This window comes from Marinitenerispora sediminis (assembly GCF_003336425.1).
Taxonomy (GTDB): Bacteria; Actinomycetota; Actinomycetes; order Streptosporangiales; family Streptosporangiaceae; genus Marinitenerispora; species Marinitenerispora sediminis.
This window is the reverse complement of sequence record NZ_QEIO01000109.1, coordinates 1-18,861: the sequence shown is the minus strand read 5'-3', so window position 1 is coordinate 18,861 and position 18,861 is coordinate 1. Positions and strand designations below refer to the sequence as shown.

General features: G+C 73.7%; 4 protein-coding genes. All 4 read left to right on the top strand.

Annotated elements, in window-relative coordinates:
- Positions 1-6 precede the first annotated feature (6 nt).
- Complete coding sequence (locus DEF28_RS19195; protein ID WP_114446188.1) at positions 7-13,374, top strand: ADP-ribosyltransferase; 13,368 nt, start codon at positions 7-9, stop codon at positions 13,372-13,374.
- Between the two features lie 50 nt (positions 13,375-13,424).
- Positions 13,425-13,937: a hypothetical protein gene (locus DEF28_RS19190; protein ID WP_147280254.1), complete on the top strand. Its 513-nt coding sequence runs from the start codon at positions 13,425-13,427 to the stop codon at positions 13,935-13,937.
- Positions 13,938-14,066: 129 nt separating this feature from the next.
- Positions 14,067-15,716 (top strand): hypothetical protein, encoded by a 1,650-nt coding sequence (locus DEF28_RS27620; RefSeq protein WP_158562877.1) that lies wholly within the window; start codon positions 14,067-14,069, stop codon positions 15,714-15,716.
- Positions 15,717-15,831: 115 nt separating this feature from the next.
- On the top strand, positions 15,832-18,861 hold a 3,030-nt coding region (locus DEF28_RS19180; protein ID WP_114446187.1), incomplete at its 3' end, for a right-handed parallel beta-helix repeat-containing protein.

The window sequence follows — 18,861 nt, the reverse complement described above, 5'->3', positions numbered from 1 at the left end:
AGCGAGATGGACCGCGCCCGCACCGAACTCGACCACGCCCAACGCGACCTCGCCCAGGCACGCGACCGCTTCACCCGGGCCGGCGGCACCTTCAACGACGACGGCACCCCGATCCGGCCCGCCCCCGAGACACCTGCCATCGCCGGACCCGACACCGGCGGCCGCCCGGGGGGCGAAGCCGCCGCCCGGCGCCCGGCTTCCTCGACCACGGACGCCGCACCGGGGAACGGGCGCCTCTCGTTCGACCCGCTGGCGGACGCCCAGCTGCTCGAGTGGCAGGACGCCCCCGTCGTCGACATCCACCTGGCCGTGCCCTCCACCGGTCCGGGGGGCATGCGCGCCGGCCGGCCCCCGTTCACCGAGGAAGAGGGACGCCGCTGGCTGGACCGTCGCTTCCCCGTGCCGCCGCTGACTGACGACCAGCGGGGCTACCTGCGTTACTACCGGTCCTTCGGCAGCACGACCATCAACCAGGGGCTCGGGCAGAACCCGGAAAAGCTGACCCCGTCCATGCTGACCGCCATCGGCAACATCGACGCGGTCATGGACCAGTCGGCGCTGCCCGAGTCGGTCGTCCTGTTCCACGGAGCCAACGCGGACCTGGCCAGCCGGATGGGCGCCTCGGTGAACGACACCGCCTCCATGCAGAACCTGGTCGGCACGGTGCACACCGAGGCCGGGTACATGTCCACCTCGGTCGTGCCGCACCCGGACTACACCTCGCGGCGGATCTACGTCATGTTCCGCGGCCCCGCCGGGTACCCGGCGCTCAACGCGGAGAAGGCGGTCCGCAACGGGCAGGACGAGATGGAGGTGCTCACCAAGCGCGCACCGACGTTCATCGTGCACGCCGTCACCCAGCGCCCCGACCCCTACGGCATGAAGTCGTGGTTCATCGAAGCCGAATTCGTCCCCGATGGCTGGGAGAGGCCCCCTGGCTGGGCTCCCAGTCCCTACGGCGCCCAGATGGACATCGATGGCCGCCTCCTACTCCCGGCGAACGGGAACGGACCGCGCGTCAACATGGCGCTCACCGAGCCGGCCTCGAACGGCCGGTCCGGCGGCGTCTCGCCCGGGCCCGAGGGCAGTGGCCGGGGCCCCGGCGGCCGCACGGTCGACGAGGCGCGCGCCGACGTCGCCCGTGCCCAGGCCGAGGTCGTGCGGTTCGAGACCGACCTGGAGACCACCCGCACCACCTTCGCCCTCGCCGATGACGACCCCTCCTACCTCGGCGGCAAGGTCGAGGCCGCCCAGCGCCGGGTCACCGCGGCCGAAGCCGAGATCGACCTCGCCCAGGCCCGCATCGACGACTCCCGCGACGGCGACACCAGCCCCCAGATCGCACGCAGCGAGATGGACCGCGCCCGCACCGAACTCGACCGCGCCCAGAGCGACCTCGACCAGGCACGCGACAACCTCACCGAGCGGCAGCGGCCCGCCACCTCGCTGGTCGAGGACCCACTCAGCCGGCGGACGACGCCCGCCGCCGAGGACTCGGACGACTCCGATTCCGACGTGGACATGGCCAGCGACTCCGACGACGCCATGGACGTCGAGCCCTCCGACGACCCGTTCGACAACGCGGACCTGAGCCCGCTGCTCGACGGACTCGACGACCTCGACCGGGACGACGCCGCCGAGATGCTGCGCATCTACTACGACCACCACGTCAACGGCACGAGCCTCGACTCCGTCTTCCACAGCGACGCCGACATGGAGGAGCAGTACCTGAACTACACCAGGTACTGGCGGGAGACCGGCGCCCTGCTGGAGGCCCTGAACAACCTGGGCGACGAGGGCGTCGCTCCGCCACGGGGCGGCTGGGACAGCATCGTCGATCCCGCCCGCCGCACCGCCGTGCTGCCCGAGCAGACCGCCGAGCGCTTCGGCAGCCGCCCCGGGCAGACCCGCGACTTCGCCGTCCCCACGGACAACGGCGCCGTGCTTCCCGCGCGCATCATCCAGCGCGAGGAGCTCCTCGGCTCCACGCACCCGCGCTTCGAGTGGAACCGGATCCCGCGGACCACCCCGGACGGCCGGGACACCGTCGAGGCCGTGGTGCGCCTGGAACGTGTCCAGGCCTTCGCCGGCCCCCGTCCCGACGTCCTCGTCCGGGCCGAGAACGAACTCGTCCGGACGATGGAAGCCCAGATCAACAACGGGCGCACCGTCACCCACCGCGACGGCACCACCGAGCAGATCCCCTACACCCTGCGCAACGGCGCCGAACTCCGCCTCCGCGTGGAACTCGTCGACCGCGGCCAGGCCGACCGGTACACGCTGCACGGCCACCTCGGCTGGGGCAGGCCGTTCCGGGCCGGGACCGGGCCGCAGCCCAACCACGCGACGGCCGTGCCCGACGTCCTGTCCTGGTTCGGGCTCACCGAGTCCGCCGAATCCCAAGCCGCACGGCTCGGCACCCAGGACGCCCCGCCCGCCCGGGTCACCGCCGCCTCCTTGTCCCGGATCTCCGCCCTGACCGCGGAGTCCACCAGCGCGCCCGCCCCCGTCTACGAGGGACTGGTCCCCCGCGAGCACTGGAAGGACGCCCGCGAGCACGTCCCCGTCACCACCATCGGCTCACCGAACGATTCCTCCGGCGTGGCCCCCCAGCGCGGTGCGGAGGCCAAGTACACCGCCGTCCCGGCCCGCCTCGCCGCGGCCGGCGACCCCGACGGTAGGACGGTGCCGGGTGCCCCCGACGGCGCACCCGAACTCGTGCTTCCCCCCCGGCTGCACCGCTACAACGTGCTGGGCCACTTCGAGGTCCGGCGGGTCCCCATTCCCGAGCAGTTCCGCGAGCCCGGCGGCCCCACCCACGTCCGCGAATTCACCACCCGCATCAGGTTCGACTCCAACGGGATCGACCCGGACGTGATCGCCCGGCGCATGCGGGCCTACCAGACGACCCTGGACGCGGCGCTCAACTACCAGCACCGACTCCCCAACGACGACGGTTCTCCCGGCGACCAACTCCACGTCACCGTCGAGAACGCCGACGACCCCGACGTCACCGGCCCGGTCCACCGGAGGGTGACGTGGGTCCCGACAGTGGACGGCGAAATCCCCCGGAGCAACGCGAGCAGATGGGCGGTGGACGCTGACCCGATCTCCCTCGTCCACGAGACGCTCCACATGTTCGGGCTCGTCGACGAGTACCACCAGAGCGACACCCCCGGCGTCTTCCGGACCCGCCCCGACCTCTCCCGGGTCGACACGGCCCCCGCGAACATCATGTCCTGGTCGAACCACGCGTTCGCCCGGCTGCGCGAGCACCACCTCGACGAACTCGCCGCGATCAGCCGCCCCGCGCTCGACCGCGGCAACGGCGGACCCACCCCGTACGAGACGCCTGTCCGCATCGCCGACCTCACCGAGGAGGCGGGAGCACGCATCGGCACCCCGCTCCAGCGGTCGGCGCCCGACATCCTGGACACCACTGAGCAGGCGCTCGACTTCCTCGCCGCCTACCTGGACCACCAGCGCGGCGACAGCGTGGAACAGGTGACCGACAACCTGGGCCACTACACGCACACAGCCGACGACGGCAGCACCCGCCCCTCCACGTCGGCGGAGAAGTGGCAGATGCTTGAGGAGGCGTGGGACGCCTGGCGGGCGGACGGTGCCCTGGACAGGGCCCTTGCGGAACTGGCGGCGCTGAACGCCCCCTCCGCGCCCACGTCGAGCGAGCCGGCGGCCCCGCGTTCCACCGACGCTTCGCAGCTCAGTGCCGCCTCCCGCATGGACACCTCCGACGGCGAGGACCCGCTCAGCCGGCGGATCGCACCCGCCGCCGAGGAGTCGGACAGCTCCGAGTCCGACGTGGACATGGACAGCGACTCCGACGACGCCTCGCAGGACTCGGACGCGTCCACGGTGATCGCCGGGAGTGACGGCCTCACCCGCGAGGAGGCGCGGACGTTCCTGCGCGCCTACTACGACCACCACGTCCGTGGCCGCAGCCTCGACGCCGTGTTCCAGAACGACCCCGACACGGAGGAGGAGTTCCGGGACGTCACCACCTACTGGCGGGAGAGCGGCGCGCTCCTGGACGCCCTGTACGACCTGGGAGACGCGGGGTACCGGCCCCCGCCCGGCGGCTGGGAGAGCATCGTCAACCCCACCCGCCGCACCGTGCCGCTCCCCGAGACGATGGCCGCGAAGTTCGGCAACTCCCCCGGCCAGTCCCAGGACCTCTCCGTCACGACGGACGACGGCACCGTGCTGCCCGCCCGCATCACCCAGCGCCGGCCGCACCCGGGCGTTGACGCCCCACCGCGCTTCGAGTGGAACCGGATCACCCGGGACGGCCGCGACCTCGTGGAGGTCGTGGTCCGGCTGGACCGCGGCCGCCCGCCCGCGGGCGCGGACCCCAGGACCGTCGCCCAGGCCGAACAGCGCCTCGTCGCGGACCTGGAGTCCCAGGTCAACGACGGACGGCTCGTCCCCCGCAACGACGGCACCCAGGAGCGGATTCCCTACACCCTGCGCGACGGATCCGAGCTGCGGCTGAAGGTCAAGCTCGTCACCCCGGGGCAGGCCCCCGACCCCTTCGTGCTGCACGGCCACCTCCGGTGGGGCGCGCCGGTCGCCACCCCCGGCCAGGCGCCGCCCGACCACAGCGTGGCCGGACCCGACATCCTGGCCTGGTTCGGCCTCACCGAATCCACGGAGTCCCAGGCGGTACGGGCACACGACCGGGCCCGCAGGGTGGAGAACCGGGCCGCAGAGGACGAGGGCCGGGCCGTGGACGCGGAGGCCCACGCCAAGCGGGGCACCCAGGACCCGACGAACGACCGGGACTGGAGGGACGCCCGGAACCTCCAGGCGGAGTCCGCGACCTTGCGGGAGCAGGCACACAACCTGCGGATGGAAGCCAAGGCCCTGGGAGCCCAGAACGACCGCGCGGGAGTGCAGGCGAAGTTCGCGGAGGCGCGACGCAAACTCGCGGAAGCGCTGGACAAACTCACGTCGGCCCGGGTCAAGCAGCCCACGCCCCCGTCGCCAGCCCCCGGCACCCGGCCGTCCGCGGACGACCACGCCAGGCAGGCTGAGGCCGAGGTCATGCGGGCCCAGGACAGTGTGATCCGGGCGGCGGCCCGCGCCGTCGACGCCACGGAGACGGCGATCCGCGCCCTGGACCCGGCTCAGCGGGCGTCGGTTCGAAACGTCTACCCGCCGCGGGTGACCGCCGCCGCACTGTCCCGGATCTCCCAGCTCACCGCCGAGTCCACCAGCGCACCGGCCCGCAGCTACGAGGGCCTGGTCACCCCCGACCAGTGGCGCCCCGGCCAGTGGGCGCGTGCCCGCGCCCAGGCTCCCGTCACCACGATCAGCCCGCGCCCGAACGAGTCGGGCGTGGTCCGGGGCTTCGGCGGCGAGCCGGCCCGGACCGCCGTCCCCGCCCGCCGCACCGCTCCCACGGACCCCGACGCCATCAGCGTGCCGGGGAACCCGCCGGACGCTCCGCGGCACCTGCTGCGGACCGACTTCTACACGTACGCGAACGGCACCGGCTTCGAGGTCCGGCTGGTTCCGATCCCCGAGGAGTACCAGAAACCGGGCGGTCCCACGCACATCGCCGAGGCGCTCGTACGGATCAGGTTCCGCGGCACGGCGGGCGACCTCGACGCGGTCAACACCCGTCTGAACGAGCTGCTCAACGGCAAGCGCCGCGCTACCAACACCGACGGCACACCCGGCGCCCAGCTCCACTTCACCGTCGAGGACGCCGACGCTCCGGGCGTCACCGGCCGGATCCACCAGGAGGTCACCTGGCTGCCCACGGTCGACGGCGAGGTCCCCCGGTCCTCCCGGAGCAGGTGGGCCGTGGACGCCGATCCGGAAATCCTGGTCCACGAACTCCTGCACATGTACGGGCTTTTGGACGAGTACCCGGAGCCCGACGCCGAGTCCGACCCCGGCGTCTTCCGGACCCGGCGCGACCAGTCCCGCGTCGACCTCTCCCTGGCGAACATCATGGTCGGGACGGAGACACCGTACGTCGATCTGCGCCAGCACCAGATCGACCAGATCAGCGACCTCATCCGCCCCGCGCTCGAGCGCGGCAACGGCGGACCCACCCCCTACGAGCCCCCCGTCCGCATCGCCGACCTGTCCCGCGCCGCGCGCCAGCGCATCGGCGCCCCCCTCCACCAGGACGCCCCCGAGCTCACCCTCAGCGCCGAGCACGCGATGGAGTTCCTCGCCGCCCACCACGACCACCACGTCCGCGGCCACAGCATCGAGCAGGTCGTCGACAACCTGAAGCGCCTGTGGGTGGAGAGGGACGACGGGAAGCACCCGCTCACCCCGGAGCAGACCAAGACCTGGCTCCGGCAGGCGTGGAACCACTGGCGGAACAGCGGCGCGCTGGACACCGCACTCGCGGAGCTGGCAAACGCCACCGGACCGCAGGCGACGGCCACTGCGGGCCGGCCGGCCCCCGTTCCCGGCGGCGCGGACAGAGGCGACGCCCCGGACACGTCCACCGAGTACGGCTCCGACGAGGACATGGACGACGCCTCCGAAGAGTCCTACGAGGGCGACTCCGACGACGACATGGACGATGGCGCCCCGCAGGCGGCGAGCAACTTCGTCAACCAACGGCGCGCCGACGCCACCCTGCGGGACTGGCAGGACAACCCGAACACCCACGCCCATACGGTGTTCACCGACCCGCCGCACCCGACCGGCACCGACGTCCGCGCCCAGCGCGCCCCCGGCAGTTCCCAGCACCCCGCCCCCGCGCCCGACGGCGAGGTGATCGCCGGGCTCGACGGCCTCACCGCGCAGCAGGCCGCCGGGATACTGTTCGCCTACTACCGGCACCATGTGAACGGCGTGAGCCTCGACACGCTGTTCCTCGGCGACCTCGCAGCCGAGAGCCGGTTCCACGAGATCACCGCCTACTGGCGGGAGACCGGTGCCCTGCAGAAGATCCTGCCGAAGCTGGAGGCCCAGGGGCAGGCGCCGCCGCCCGGCGGGTGGGAGAGCATCGTCAACCCCGTCCGGCGCGCGGTACCGCTGCCCGCCTGGGCGGCCGACCGGTTCGGCAGTTCCCCGGGGCAGACGCGGGACCTCTCGGTCACGACGGACGGCGGCACGGTGCTGTCCGCGCAGATCACCCGGCGGGACCTGATGCCCGGCCATGTCAGCAACCCGCGCTTCGAATGGAACCGGATCACCCATGACGGCCAGGACCTCACCGAGGTGGTCGTGCGGCTGGAACGCGATTGGCCGCCCGCGGGCACGGACCCGGCCACGATCGCCGAAGCGGAACGCGCCCTGGTGACGTCGCTGGAGTCGGAGATCAACAACGGGCGGCTCGTCACCCACAAGGACGGCAGCGCCCAGCGCATGCCCTACACCCTGCGCAACGGCTCCGAGCTCCGGCTGAAGGTGGAGATCGTCGACCTCCGCCCGTCCACCGACATGCACACCCTGCATGGCCGCATCCGCTGGGACGCCTCGCCCGCCAAGGGCACCGCCGCACCGCCCGACCACCGCACGGCCGGACCCGAAGTGCTGGCCTGGTTCGGGCTCACCGAGTCGACGGCGTCCCAGGCCCTACGGGCGGAGATCCGGGCCCACCAGGCGGCGGCCCCCATCCACGAGGCGGAGCGGGACGCCCTCCAGGCCCAGTTCCACGCCCAGTACGGCACGACGCCACCGCTGCACGACCTGGACTGGACCGCGTCCCAGCAGCTGCGCCAGGAGGCGGCGCACCTGCGGGACGAGGCCGGGCGCCTGCGCGAGGACGCCGTCGTCCGACAGACCCATGGCGACCGCGCCGGAGCGCTGGCCCGGCTCCACGAGGCGGAGGCCAAGGTCGCGGAAGCGCAGGCCAAGCTCGCGGAGGCGCAGACCCGGCACCCCGTGCCCCCGCAGCCGGACACCACCGCGAACACCGGCGCCGGGTCGAGGGACGCCGACGCCCGGCGGGCGGAGGCCGCGGCCATGCGCGCCGAGGCCGCCTCACTGCGGGCGGTGGCGCGTTCCCTCGACGCCTATGCCCTGACTCTGCGGGCGCACGACCCCGTCCAGCGGGACACCGTCCAGCACGTGCTGCCGCCCCGGGTGACCGCCGCCTCCCTGTCGCGGATCTCCCGGATCACCGCTGAGTCCACCAGCATCCCGGCCCCCGTCCACAAGGGGCTCGCTGACTATGCGGCCTGGAAGGACGGGCGCGGCCGGGCGCCCGTCACCAGGATCGGCTCGTCCCTTGACGTTTCGGGAGTGGCCACCGTCCCGAACGAGGTGCGGGTCACCTCGGTGCCGGCCCGCCGGACCGATCCCTACAACCCTGCCGGCGTCCCGGCCCCGGGCGACCCGCCGGGCACGGCGGAGCGGTTCCTTCCCGCCCACCTGCAGGTGTACGTGCTACAGGACACCAACCTGGACGTGTCGCGGGTTCCCATCCCACCGGAGAAGCGGACCCCGGGCGGCCCCACCCACGTCGCCCATGCCATCGTCCGCGTCAAGTTCCACCGCGACGGGGTCGATCCCGCGGCGGTCGCCCAGCGCATGAGCGCCTACCAGAAGACGCTGAACAGGGTGCTCAACGAGCGGTACCGCCTGTCCAACCCGGACGGCAGCCTCGGGGACCAGCTCCACGTCACGGTCCTGGACGTGGACCAGCCAGGCGTCAGGGGACCCGCCCACTACCAGGTCGTCCTGGCGCCCACGGTCGGCGGCGTCATGCCTCGGAGCCACAGGAGCCTGTGGGCCCTGGACGCCGAGCCGATGGTCTGGGTCCACGAGACGCTGCACATGCTGGGGCTCCCCGACGAGTACCTGGAGGCGGCGTTCGAGCCCTCGCCCAGCGCGCTGCGGTCGGGGGAGAGCCTCAACCGGGTGGACCGGTCCGCGGTGAACATCATGGCGGCGACGAACTCCTTCGCCGGACTGCGCAAGCACCAGCTCGACTGGCTGTCCGACTTCCTGCGGCCCGCGCTCAACCGCGGGCCGGGCGGGCCGACCCCCTACCAGCCCCCCGTCCGCGTCGCCGACCTCCCTCCGGTCAGGATCGCCCGCATCGGCGTCCCGCTGCGGCAGGACGCTCCCCTCCTGGTGGCGTCCCCGCAGCAGGCGGTCGAGTTCCTCGCCGCCTACCACGACCACCATGTGCGGGGCCACAGCATCGAGCAGGTCAGCGGCCACGTGCCGCGGATCGGGGAGTGGACGCCGTCGGGCACGTTCCGCTTCCTCACCCCGGAGGAGCAGCAGGACCGGCTGCGGGAGGTGTGGAACCACTGGCGCGCCAGTGGCGCCCTGGACGCCGCCCTGAAGGAGCTGCGCAGCGCGACCAATCCCCAGACGATCACCCTGAGCGAGCCTCCGGCCTCCAGCGGCCAGCCCGCGCCGGGGGCGCCCGCGCAGGCGTACGCCCCGACGAACGAGGAGGCCGACCGCGACGGCGGGAGCACGGCCGCCGCCCCGGCCGCACAACCGGCCGACGGGCTCGCCCCGGCCGACGACCCGCTGGTCGCCGGAATCGACGGCCTCAGCCCGGACCGGGCGGACGAGTTGCTGCACGTCTACTACCGGCACCACGTCGACGGCCAGAGCCTCGACACCCTCCTCCTGGGCGACCGGAACGCGGAGCGGCAGTTCCACGAGGTCACCGCCTACTGGCGGGAGACGGGGGCCCTCCTGGAGGGGCTGCGCAACCTGGAGGCACAGGGGTACACCCCTCCCTCGGAGGGGTGGGAGAGCATCGTCGATCCGGCCCGGCACACGGTGCGGCTGGCCGAGGCGCTGGCCAACCGCTTCGGCAGCCGGCCGGGGCAGTCGCGGGAGTTCTCCGTCACGACGGACGGCGGAACGGAGCTGCCCGCCCGGATCACCCAGCGCGAGGTCCTCGTGGGCGTGGACATGGATCCGCGCTTCGAGTGGCGCCGCACCACGGAGACCGTCCAGGAGACCACGGACATCGTCGTCCGGGAGACGGCGAAGGACGGCCAGGAGACCACGGAGGTCCGCCAGGAGACCAGGGAGGTCACCCGGACGACCGTCGAGGTCACGGTCCGGCTGCTGCGCGGTGCGGCGCCCACCGGAGTGGATCCGGACACCGTCGCCCAGGCCGAGCGCACACTCGTGGCGGACCTGGAGTCCGAGGTCAACGGCGGGCGCCTGGTGCCCGACGGCCAGGGCGGCACCCGGCGGGTGCCCTACACGCTGCGCGACGGCTCCGAAGTCCGGCTGAAGGTCGAGGTGGTCGACCCCGCGGACCTGCCCGACAAGTTCTCGTTCCACGGCCACCTCGGCTGGGACGCCCCGTCGCCCGCCGGTGCCGGGCCGCGGCCCGACCACACCGCGGCCGGGCCGGAGGTGCTGTCCTGGTTCGGCCTCACCGAGTCGAGCCAGTCCCAGGCGGCGCGGGCAGAGCAGAGCGCGCTGCGGACGGAGGGCCGGGAGCAGTGGGCGGAGACCGCGGCCAGGCGGGCGGAGTCCCTCGCCAACCTCAGCGGGCCACCGAAGCCGAGCGACCCGAAGTGGTCGTCCTACCAGAGGCTGCGCAACGAGGCGGAGAACCTGCGGACGGACGCCCAGAACCTGCGGACACAAGCCCGTGCGCTCCGGAGCGAGAGCGATGGCCACCGCGCGGACGCCTGGTACAAGGACACGCAGGTCCAGACCATGCGGTCGGAGGAGCGGAACCTCCGGGCGCAGGCCGACGACCTGGACGGCCAGGGCAGCGGCGCGCAGGCCCAGACGCTCCGGGAAGAGGCCGACGCGCTGCGTGCGAGCGCCCCGTTCCTGGAGGCCGAGGCCCAGGACCTGCACACGCTGGCCGACAACCTGGTGGAGCAGGCCCGCGCCAAGCAGGAAGAGGCCCGGAGCCGGCAGGCCGAGGCCGAGGCCAAGCTCGCGGAGGCCCAGGCCGACCACGAGCAGGCCCTCGCCAATCTCGGGGTGACGCCTCCGCCGGCGAAGCCGGCCGCTCCGCCGTCCGCGGAGTCCCGGGTGCTCCGGGCGGAGGCCGAGGTGATGCGGGCGACGGCCGCGGCGATGCGGGCCGAGTCGCGGAGCCTGGACGCGGAGAGCCAGGCCATGCGCCCCGCGGACCAGCCGGCGTACCAGCCCCGGGTGACCGCCGCCTCGCTGTCCCGGATCTCCTGGATCACCGCCGAGTCCACGAGCACCCCGGCCCGCGTCCACGAGGACCTGGTCACCCCCGACCAGTGGACCGATAACCAGCGGAAACTCGCCTACGCCCAGGCACCCGTCACCGCCATCGGGGTGACGGGCGACTCCTCCGGGGTGCGGCGCAACCACGGTGACGAGGCGCTGCGCACCGCCATCGCCGGCAGCCGCACCGACGCCTCGGATTACCGAGCCATCAGCGTGCCGGGGTATCCGCGCGACGACGCACCGGCGGACACGCGCGACGTACCGGAGTACCTGCTCCCCACGGTCTTCGCGCGGTACGGACACGAGACCGCCTTGGACGTGCGGCGGGTCCCGATCCCCGCGGAGCACCGGCAACCAGGCGGTCCCACGCACATCGCCGAATTGATCCTGCGCGTCACGTTCCACGGCGACGGGATCGATCCCGCCCTGCTCGCCGAGCGCACGCGCGCCTACCAGAAGCGGCTGAACGAGCTGCTCAACGGCAGGTACCGCACCACCAACCCCGACGGCACGCCCGGCGACCAGCTCCACTTCACCCTCCAGGACGCCGACGGCCCGGGCGTCACCGGCCCGCCCCACCACGAGGTGACCTGGCTGCCCACGGCCGGCGGCGTCATCCCCCGGAGCTCCCGGAACTCCTGGGCGGTGGACGCCGAGCCGAACGTCCACGTCCACGAGATCCTGCACATGTTCGGGCTTCGGGACGAGTACACCGAGAGCGACGCCGAGCTCGCGCCCGGTGTCTTCCGGAGTCGGCCCGACCAGTCCCGCGCCGACCTCGCCGCCACCAACATCATGGCGCGGACGGACCTGCCGTTCGTCGGGCTGCGCCAGCACCACGTCGACGACATCAGCGACCTCATCCGCCCCGCGCTCGACCGCGGCACCGGCTGGCCCACCCCTTACCAGCCCCCCGTCCGCGTCGCCGACCTGTCCGACGACGCGCGCGACCGCATCGGTGCCCCCCTCCACCAGGACGCCCCCCAACTGGCGCAGAGCTCGCGGCAGGCGGTCGAGTTCCTCGCCGCCTACCACGACCACCACGTCCGGGGCCACAGCATCGAGCAGGTCAGTGAGAACGTCGGCCGGATCCTGGATGCGGCCAACGGCGTGTACCAGACCCTCACCCCGGAGGAGGTCCAGAAGCGGCTCCAGGACACGTGGAACCACTGGCGCGCGAGCGGCGCCCTGGACACCGCCCTCGCGGAGCTGGCCGACGCCACCGGGCACCCCGCCGGGAACCAGCAGAACCCGCCGGCCCCCGGTGCCCAGCCGGCTCCGGCGCCTCCGCCGGCCTCGCACTCCGACGGCTTCATGGACACGGACAGTGACACGGACAGTGACACGGACAGCGAGGCGGAGGCGAACGCGGGGGACATTCGCCGCTTGGTTCCGCCGCCGTTCGCCTGGGAGGGAGACCCCGGCGAACCCGCGGGCGCGGGGATGGGTGCCGCGCTTCGGTTCGACAGCGACGACGACGCCGTCAGGTGGGCCGACGAGCGCATGCCGACCGAAGGAGTCCGCAACGGCATGCCGTGGCAGTTGCTCCCTCCGGAGCTGCAGGAGGCCATCGAGGAGTACGCGGAAGGCAGGTATCAGTGGCTGAAGGACGGGCTGCGCGACGGCGCCGTGGAGCCCGGACTCGAAGGGGAGTTCCTGGACACGCTCGACCGCATGGACATGGCCGTCGAGCTCTCGCGGATGCCGGAGCCGGTCCTCCTGCACCGCGGCGTCGAGGCCGGATTCCTGGAGCGGATGGTGACGCAGCGTTTCCCCGGCTCCGCCCACTCCGTCGACACCCTGCTGCCGAGCCTGGTCGGCAGTACCTTCACGGACGCCAGTTACGCTTCCACCTCGGTGGGCACCCGCAGCGCGGTCGAGCGCCACGCCTACGTCGTCTACCGCGTCCCGCGCGGCTTCCCGGGCCTCAACCTCATGCGCATTTCGAGTTACGGGCCGATCGAACGCGAGATCCTGCTGCCCCGCGGTTTCACGGCCGTGGTGCACGCCGCCTACCAACGTCCGGTCACGACGAGCGCCGGCACCTCCTTGACGTGGTTCATCGAGGCCGAGATCGTCCCGACGTCGTGGGAGCCGCCCGCCGGATGGCGCCCCGACCCGCTCGGTGACGCCGACCGCGGATTCTCCGAGGACGACGCTGCGGCGGCGAACACGGGCCCGAAGAGCATCGCCGAAATTTTTCAGCAGGCCCTGAACGGCGGGAACGGTGGAAACTGACGGTGCCGTATACCACAGCCCCCTTGAAGACCGGTAGAACGGACACCAAGATGACAGAGCAGACAAAGTCGGCCGGTGCCGGGCCCGCGGTGGGAACGGAGACCACCGCGGAACCGGGACCCGCGGCGAGCCCGGACCCGGTCGCGCGGCCGGAGCCCGCCCCGGAGCCGGAACCCGCGGCCGACGGCCCGTTCAGCCACCCCCGATGGCGCCCCGACGGCTCCACCGTCCGGGTCGACAGCGTCCCCGTCACCTACGCGTGGCAGTACCGGTCGCCGGTGCTGCGGGCCGCGCTGAGCGACGAGGACGGTGCGCACCTGGGCTGGGTGTGGACCGACGGGCATGAGGCGGCCGGGTGGAGCGAACCCGCCGCGGCTCCGTCCGGGTTCGAGGAGGGAGCCGCGCGGGTGCGAGCCGGAGCGCACGTCTGGGCGGCGCTGCGCGATGCCAAGGGCCGGGACGAGCCGGCGTCGGCCGCGCTGCGCCCGCACCTGTACGCGCCGTACCAGCTGGGCGCCCCCCAGTCCGCCGATCGGCCGGACGCGCCGGAGCCCCGGCCGTGAGCACTCCGGCCGCCGGACCCGCCCGGCGCCCGCAGCCCCCGAGAACCCGACCGTAGCGATCCCCTCCCCGCCCGCGCCGCAGCGCGGAGCGGCGACTTCCCCCCACCGGGTTGCAGAAAGGACCCTGCAATGACCGAGAAGTTCGAGGGCGGCCAGGAGAAGGCACAGTCCCCCGCCACCTCACCGGACCGGCCGCCGTCCGCTCCGCCGACGGCCGGCGGCCGGATCGACGTCCCCGAGTCGTCCCGCGCGACCACGCCCGCCGGGCAGGAGGAGGCGGCGACGGCCACCGCGGCGGCGGCCGGCCACCCCCGTGCGTTCGACGCGGTGGGCGCGACGGCCCGCGCCCCCCTGGAGCCGGTCGAGGCCGGCCCGGAGCTCGGCCGGCCCGGCCCACCGGTGCTGGCCGGTGCCGCCATCGCGGGGCTGATCCTCATCGCCGCGCCGTTCGCGGTCTCCGCGAGCACCCAGCACACGTCGCTGGACACGGTGCCGCTCACGTCGGGCAGCCTGATCGCCGGGACCAGCGACCGGGACACGGTCGACAACGCCGCGGGCCAGCCGGCGACCGGAGGCGACGGCACTGCCGAGGCGCCCTCGACGACCGGCAGCGTCAACGGCACCCCCGAGGACGCGTCGGGCGGCTACGTTCCCGAGGTGCGGGACGCGCCGGCCTCCGACGCGGCCACGCCGGACCCGGCCGCCGCCGGGGCCGGCGAGCAGGCGGGCGAAGAGGGCTCCGGGGGCGGGGCCTCCGGCAACGGCGAGGAGGGGTCGGGGACCGAGGGCTCCGGCGGCGCACCCGAGGCCCGTATCTCCGACGAGGACGCGCCCGGCATCATCGGCTCGCTGCCCGAGGTGGGCTCGGGGCGCACCGCCGCCGCCGAGGACGAGCCGGCCGCGGACGCGACCGAGCGCTCCTCCGCCTCGGAGGACACCCAGCGGTCCGGCGGCAGCGACGAGGGCAGCACGCAGCGGTCCGGCGACGGCGAGGAGGGCGGCGCCGCCGAGGCCAACACTCTGGCGGGCCCCGCGTCCTCCGATGAGCAGCAGGATCGGTCCGAAGGGGAGTCCGAAGGGGAGCGGGAGGCGCCCCGGGACGAGGAGCGCGCCGACCAGGGCGCGGACGGGGACGGCCAGCCGGCCCCGGGTGACGGCCAGGACGGCGAGGCCGCACCGCCCGCCCCGGCTCCGTCCGAGGAGCCCTCCCCGCCCGCCGGGGAGCAGCCGTCCGCGGAGCCGTCCCCGGCCGCGTGGAGCTTCTCCGAGGTCGTCGGCCCCGGCTGCCCCTCGGACGCCGCCGCCTCCTACGGCCGGGCCGGCCACTGGCAGGAGGGCGACGGCAGGAAGTCGTGGGCCACCCGCCAGGGCGGTGACCGGCAGGAGGACTGCAACGGCGACTACGACGCGATCCCGGTCTCCGGCGACCCCGAGGCGGGCAACGGCGAGTTCGCGTACTGGACGTTCTCGCCCGGCCGCACCGGTGCGCGGTGCGAGCTGTTCGTGCACATCCCCCAGGACGAGAGCCCGCTGTGGATCGCCGAGCAGGAGGCGAGGTACCAGGTCTTCTCGGGCGACCGGCCCGAAGGCGACGCGGTCGGCGTGTTCGGCATCGAGCAGGCGGGCGTGCGCGGCGGCTGGGTGCAGGTGACCGGGTTCACCACACCGGCCGAGACCTTCACGGTCCAGCTCACCAACATCGGCGCCGACCCGCTGGCGGGCCAGGGCGCGGACCGCTCGCACGTCGCCGCCTCGGTGGTCCGCACCACGTGCTCGTAACCACCGCGGCACCCGGGCGGGGCGGCCGGGCCGCCCCGCCCCTCCACGCACCAGGCCACCCGGCGCCGGGGTCCCGCCCGGCACCCGGCGGGCGGACGAGAAGAAGGAAGACGAGATGGCCAGGCAACTTCTCACGGTAGCGCCGGACGCGCACCCGACCATCGGGGCGGCGCTCGCCGCGGCCGACAACGGCGCGCTCATCAGCATCGCGCCGGGTCGCTACGAAGAGAGTCTGGTGCTGATGAAGGTCGTCACGCTCATGGCGCGGGACGGCCGGGGCAGCGTGGAGGTCGTCGCCGAATCCGGCAGCGCGGTGGTCTCGGCGGCGGAGGCGGTCAAGCTGTCCGGTCTCGTGCTGCACGGCCGCGACGACCAGCGGCCGGCGGTGGACATCGCCGCCGGGCAGGCGGAGATGGCCGACTGCGAGGTGGCCGGCTCCGCGTGGACGGCGGTCGTCGTGCGCGACTCCGGTGCGCTGGCGATGCGGGAGAGCCGGGTCACCTGCTCGGCGGGGGCCGGCGTGGTGATCACGACCCCCGAGCCCAGCATCATCGAGGACTGCGTCATCGAGGACGTGGAGACCAGCGCCCTGGTGGTCGGCGACCGGGGGCATCCCGTGGTGCGCTCGTGCGTGTTCCGCGACGTGCGCGGCAACGGGGTGTTCGCCAGCGGGCAGGCGGGCGGGGTGATCGAGGACAGCGAGATCTCCGGGTGCGCGAAGCCGGCGATCGCCTTGGAGGACGACGCCTCGACGGCGCTGCGCGGCGTCCGGGTGCACGACACCGCCGACGACGGCCTGGTGCTCTCCAGCCGTGCGCGGACCGAGGTCGAGGACTGCCGGTTCGAGGACGTCGGCGGGCGCGGGATCGCCGTGCACAACGGCTCCGACCCGCAGCTGCGCCGCGTCGTGGTGGCCCGCTCCAAGGGGGCCGGCGTACACGTGTGGGGCAAGGCGCGCGGCACGTTCACCGACTGCGAGATCGAGGACGCCGGCGGCGACGGGGTGCGCGCCGAGGACCGCGCGGGCACCTCCTTCATCGAGCTCACGGTGCGCGGCGGCACCGGGGTGAGCGTGAGCGGCGGCAGCACCGTGGAGTTCGACCGCGGCCTGGTCACCGGCGCCAACGGGCCGGGGTTCGTGGTCGAGGCGAGCAGCCCGTTCCTGCGCGGTGTGACGATCGCCGACACCCGGGGGCAGGGGGTGCGGTTCCGCAAGGGCGGCCAGGGCCGGCTGGAGAACGTGACCATCGAGCGCACCGCCAAGAACTCGGTGCAGGTGGACGAGCGCTCGCGGCCGCTGCTGTCGGGGGTGCACGTGCGCGAGAGCCGCGACGCCGGCATCGCCGTGGGCGCGGAGGCGCGCGCGGACCTGCGCGACTGCGATGTCTCCGAGTGCGCGGGCGACGGCATCGCGGTCCACAACGGCGGCGAGGCGTCGCTGCTGCGCTCCCGCGTCTACAACGGCCGCCGCAACGGGGTGCTGGTGGCGGCCGGCGCCCGGGCCACGCTGCGCCGCAGCGAGGTCTTCGGCAACACCGGCGACGGTGTGCTCGTGCACAGCACCGAGGACGTCGTCGTGGAGGACTGCTCGGTGCGGGAGAACGGCCGCGCCGGCCTGCGCCAGACCGTGCGCAGCGAGCGGGTGCGCGCCAGCGACCTGCTGAGCAGCGGGAACGGCGCGCCGGACGCCTACGGGGCGGACGCCGACGGCAGCCTCCCGGAGGCGCCCGCGCTGCCCGGCGCCCCGGCGGCCGACTCCGGCCCGGCGCAGGACGCGGAGTCGGAGGGCCCCCTGGCGGAGCTGGACGCGCTGGTCGGCCTGGCCAACGTCAAGCACGAGGTCCGGACCCTCATCAACCGCAACCAGATGGCCAAGCGCCGCGCGGAGATGGGCCTGCCCACTCCGCCGATGAGCCGGCACCTGGTGTTCGGCGGCCCGCCCGGCACCGGCAAGACCACGGTGGCGCGGCTCTACGGCCGCATCCTGGCCGAGCTCGACGTGCTGCGCTACGGACACGTGGTCGAGGTGGCCCGGGCCGACCTGGTGTCGCAGTACGTCGGCGGCACCGCGATCAAGACCACCGAGGTCTTCGAGCGGGCCAAGGGCGGCGTGCTCTTCGTCGACGAGGCCTACACCCTCTCCGGCAGCAAGGACGGCGGCAGCGGCCCGGACTTCGGGAAGGAGGCCATCGACACCCTGGTGAAGCTCATGGAGGACCACCGCGACGAGGTCGTGGTGATCGTCGCGGGCTACACCGACGATATGCAGGGCTTCCTCGCCGCCAACCCGGGCATGGCCTCCCGGTTCAGCCGCACGATCGAGTTCCCCAACTACGAGGTGGACGAGCTGGTGCGCATCGTCGAGGGGATGTGCGCGACCCACCACTACCAGCTGGCGGAGGAGACCAAGGCGGCGCTGCACGCGACGTTCGAGGGCATGCACCGGGGTGCCACCTTCGGCAACGGCCGCGACGCGCGCAAGATCTTCGAGGAGATGATCGACCGGCAGGCGTACCGGCTGGGCGGGGAGCCGCCGGACAACCCGGCCGACCTCACCCTGCTGCTCCCGGTCGACCTGGGCGTGGAGGCGCCCACCGGTGAGAGCGGCGAGCCGGTGGACGAGGTCGCGGCGCTGCGCGCCGAGCTGAACGACATGGTGGGCCTGGAAGGAGTGAAGTCCACCGTCAACGACCTCGCCAACCTGCTGGTCATGGCCAACCAGCGCAAGGCGCTCGGGCTGCCGGTGGCCTCCATGAGCCACCACCTGGTCTTCGCGGGCGCACCCGGTACCGGTAAGACCACGGTGGCGCGGTGGTACGGCCGGATGCTGCGCACCCTGGGCGTGCTGCCGTCCGGCCAGGTGGTGGAGTCGGCGCGGTCGGACCTGGTGGGCCGCTACGTCGGGCACACCGCGCAGATGACGGCCGAGGTGTTCGAGCGGGCCAAGGGCGGGGTGCTCTTCATCGACGAGGCCTACACCCTCACCCCCCGGGGCGGCAGCGGGAACGACTTCGGGCAGGAGGCGGTGGACACCCTGGTGAAGCTCATGGAGGACCACCGCGACGAGGTCGTGGTGATCGTCGCCGGCTACACCGACGAGATGCAGCGCTTCCTGGACTCCAACCCGGGTCTGGCCTCCCGGTTC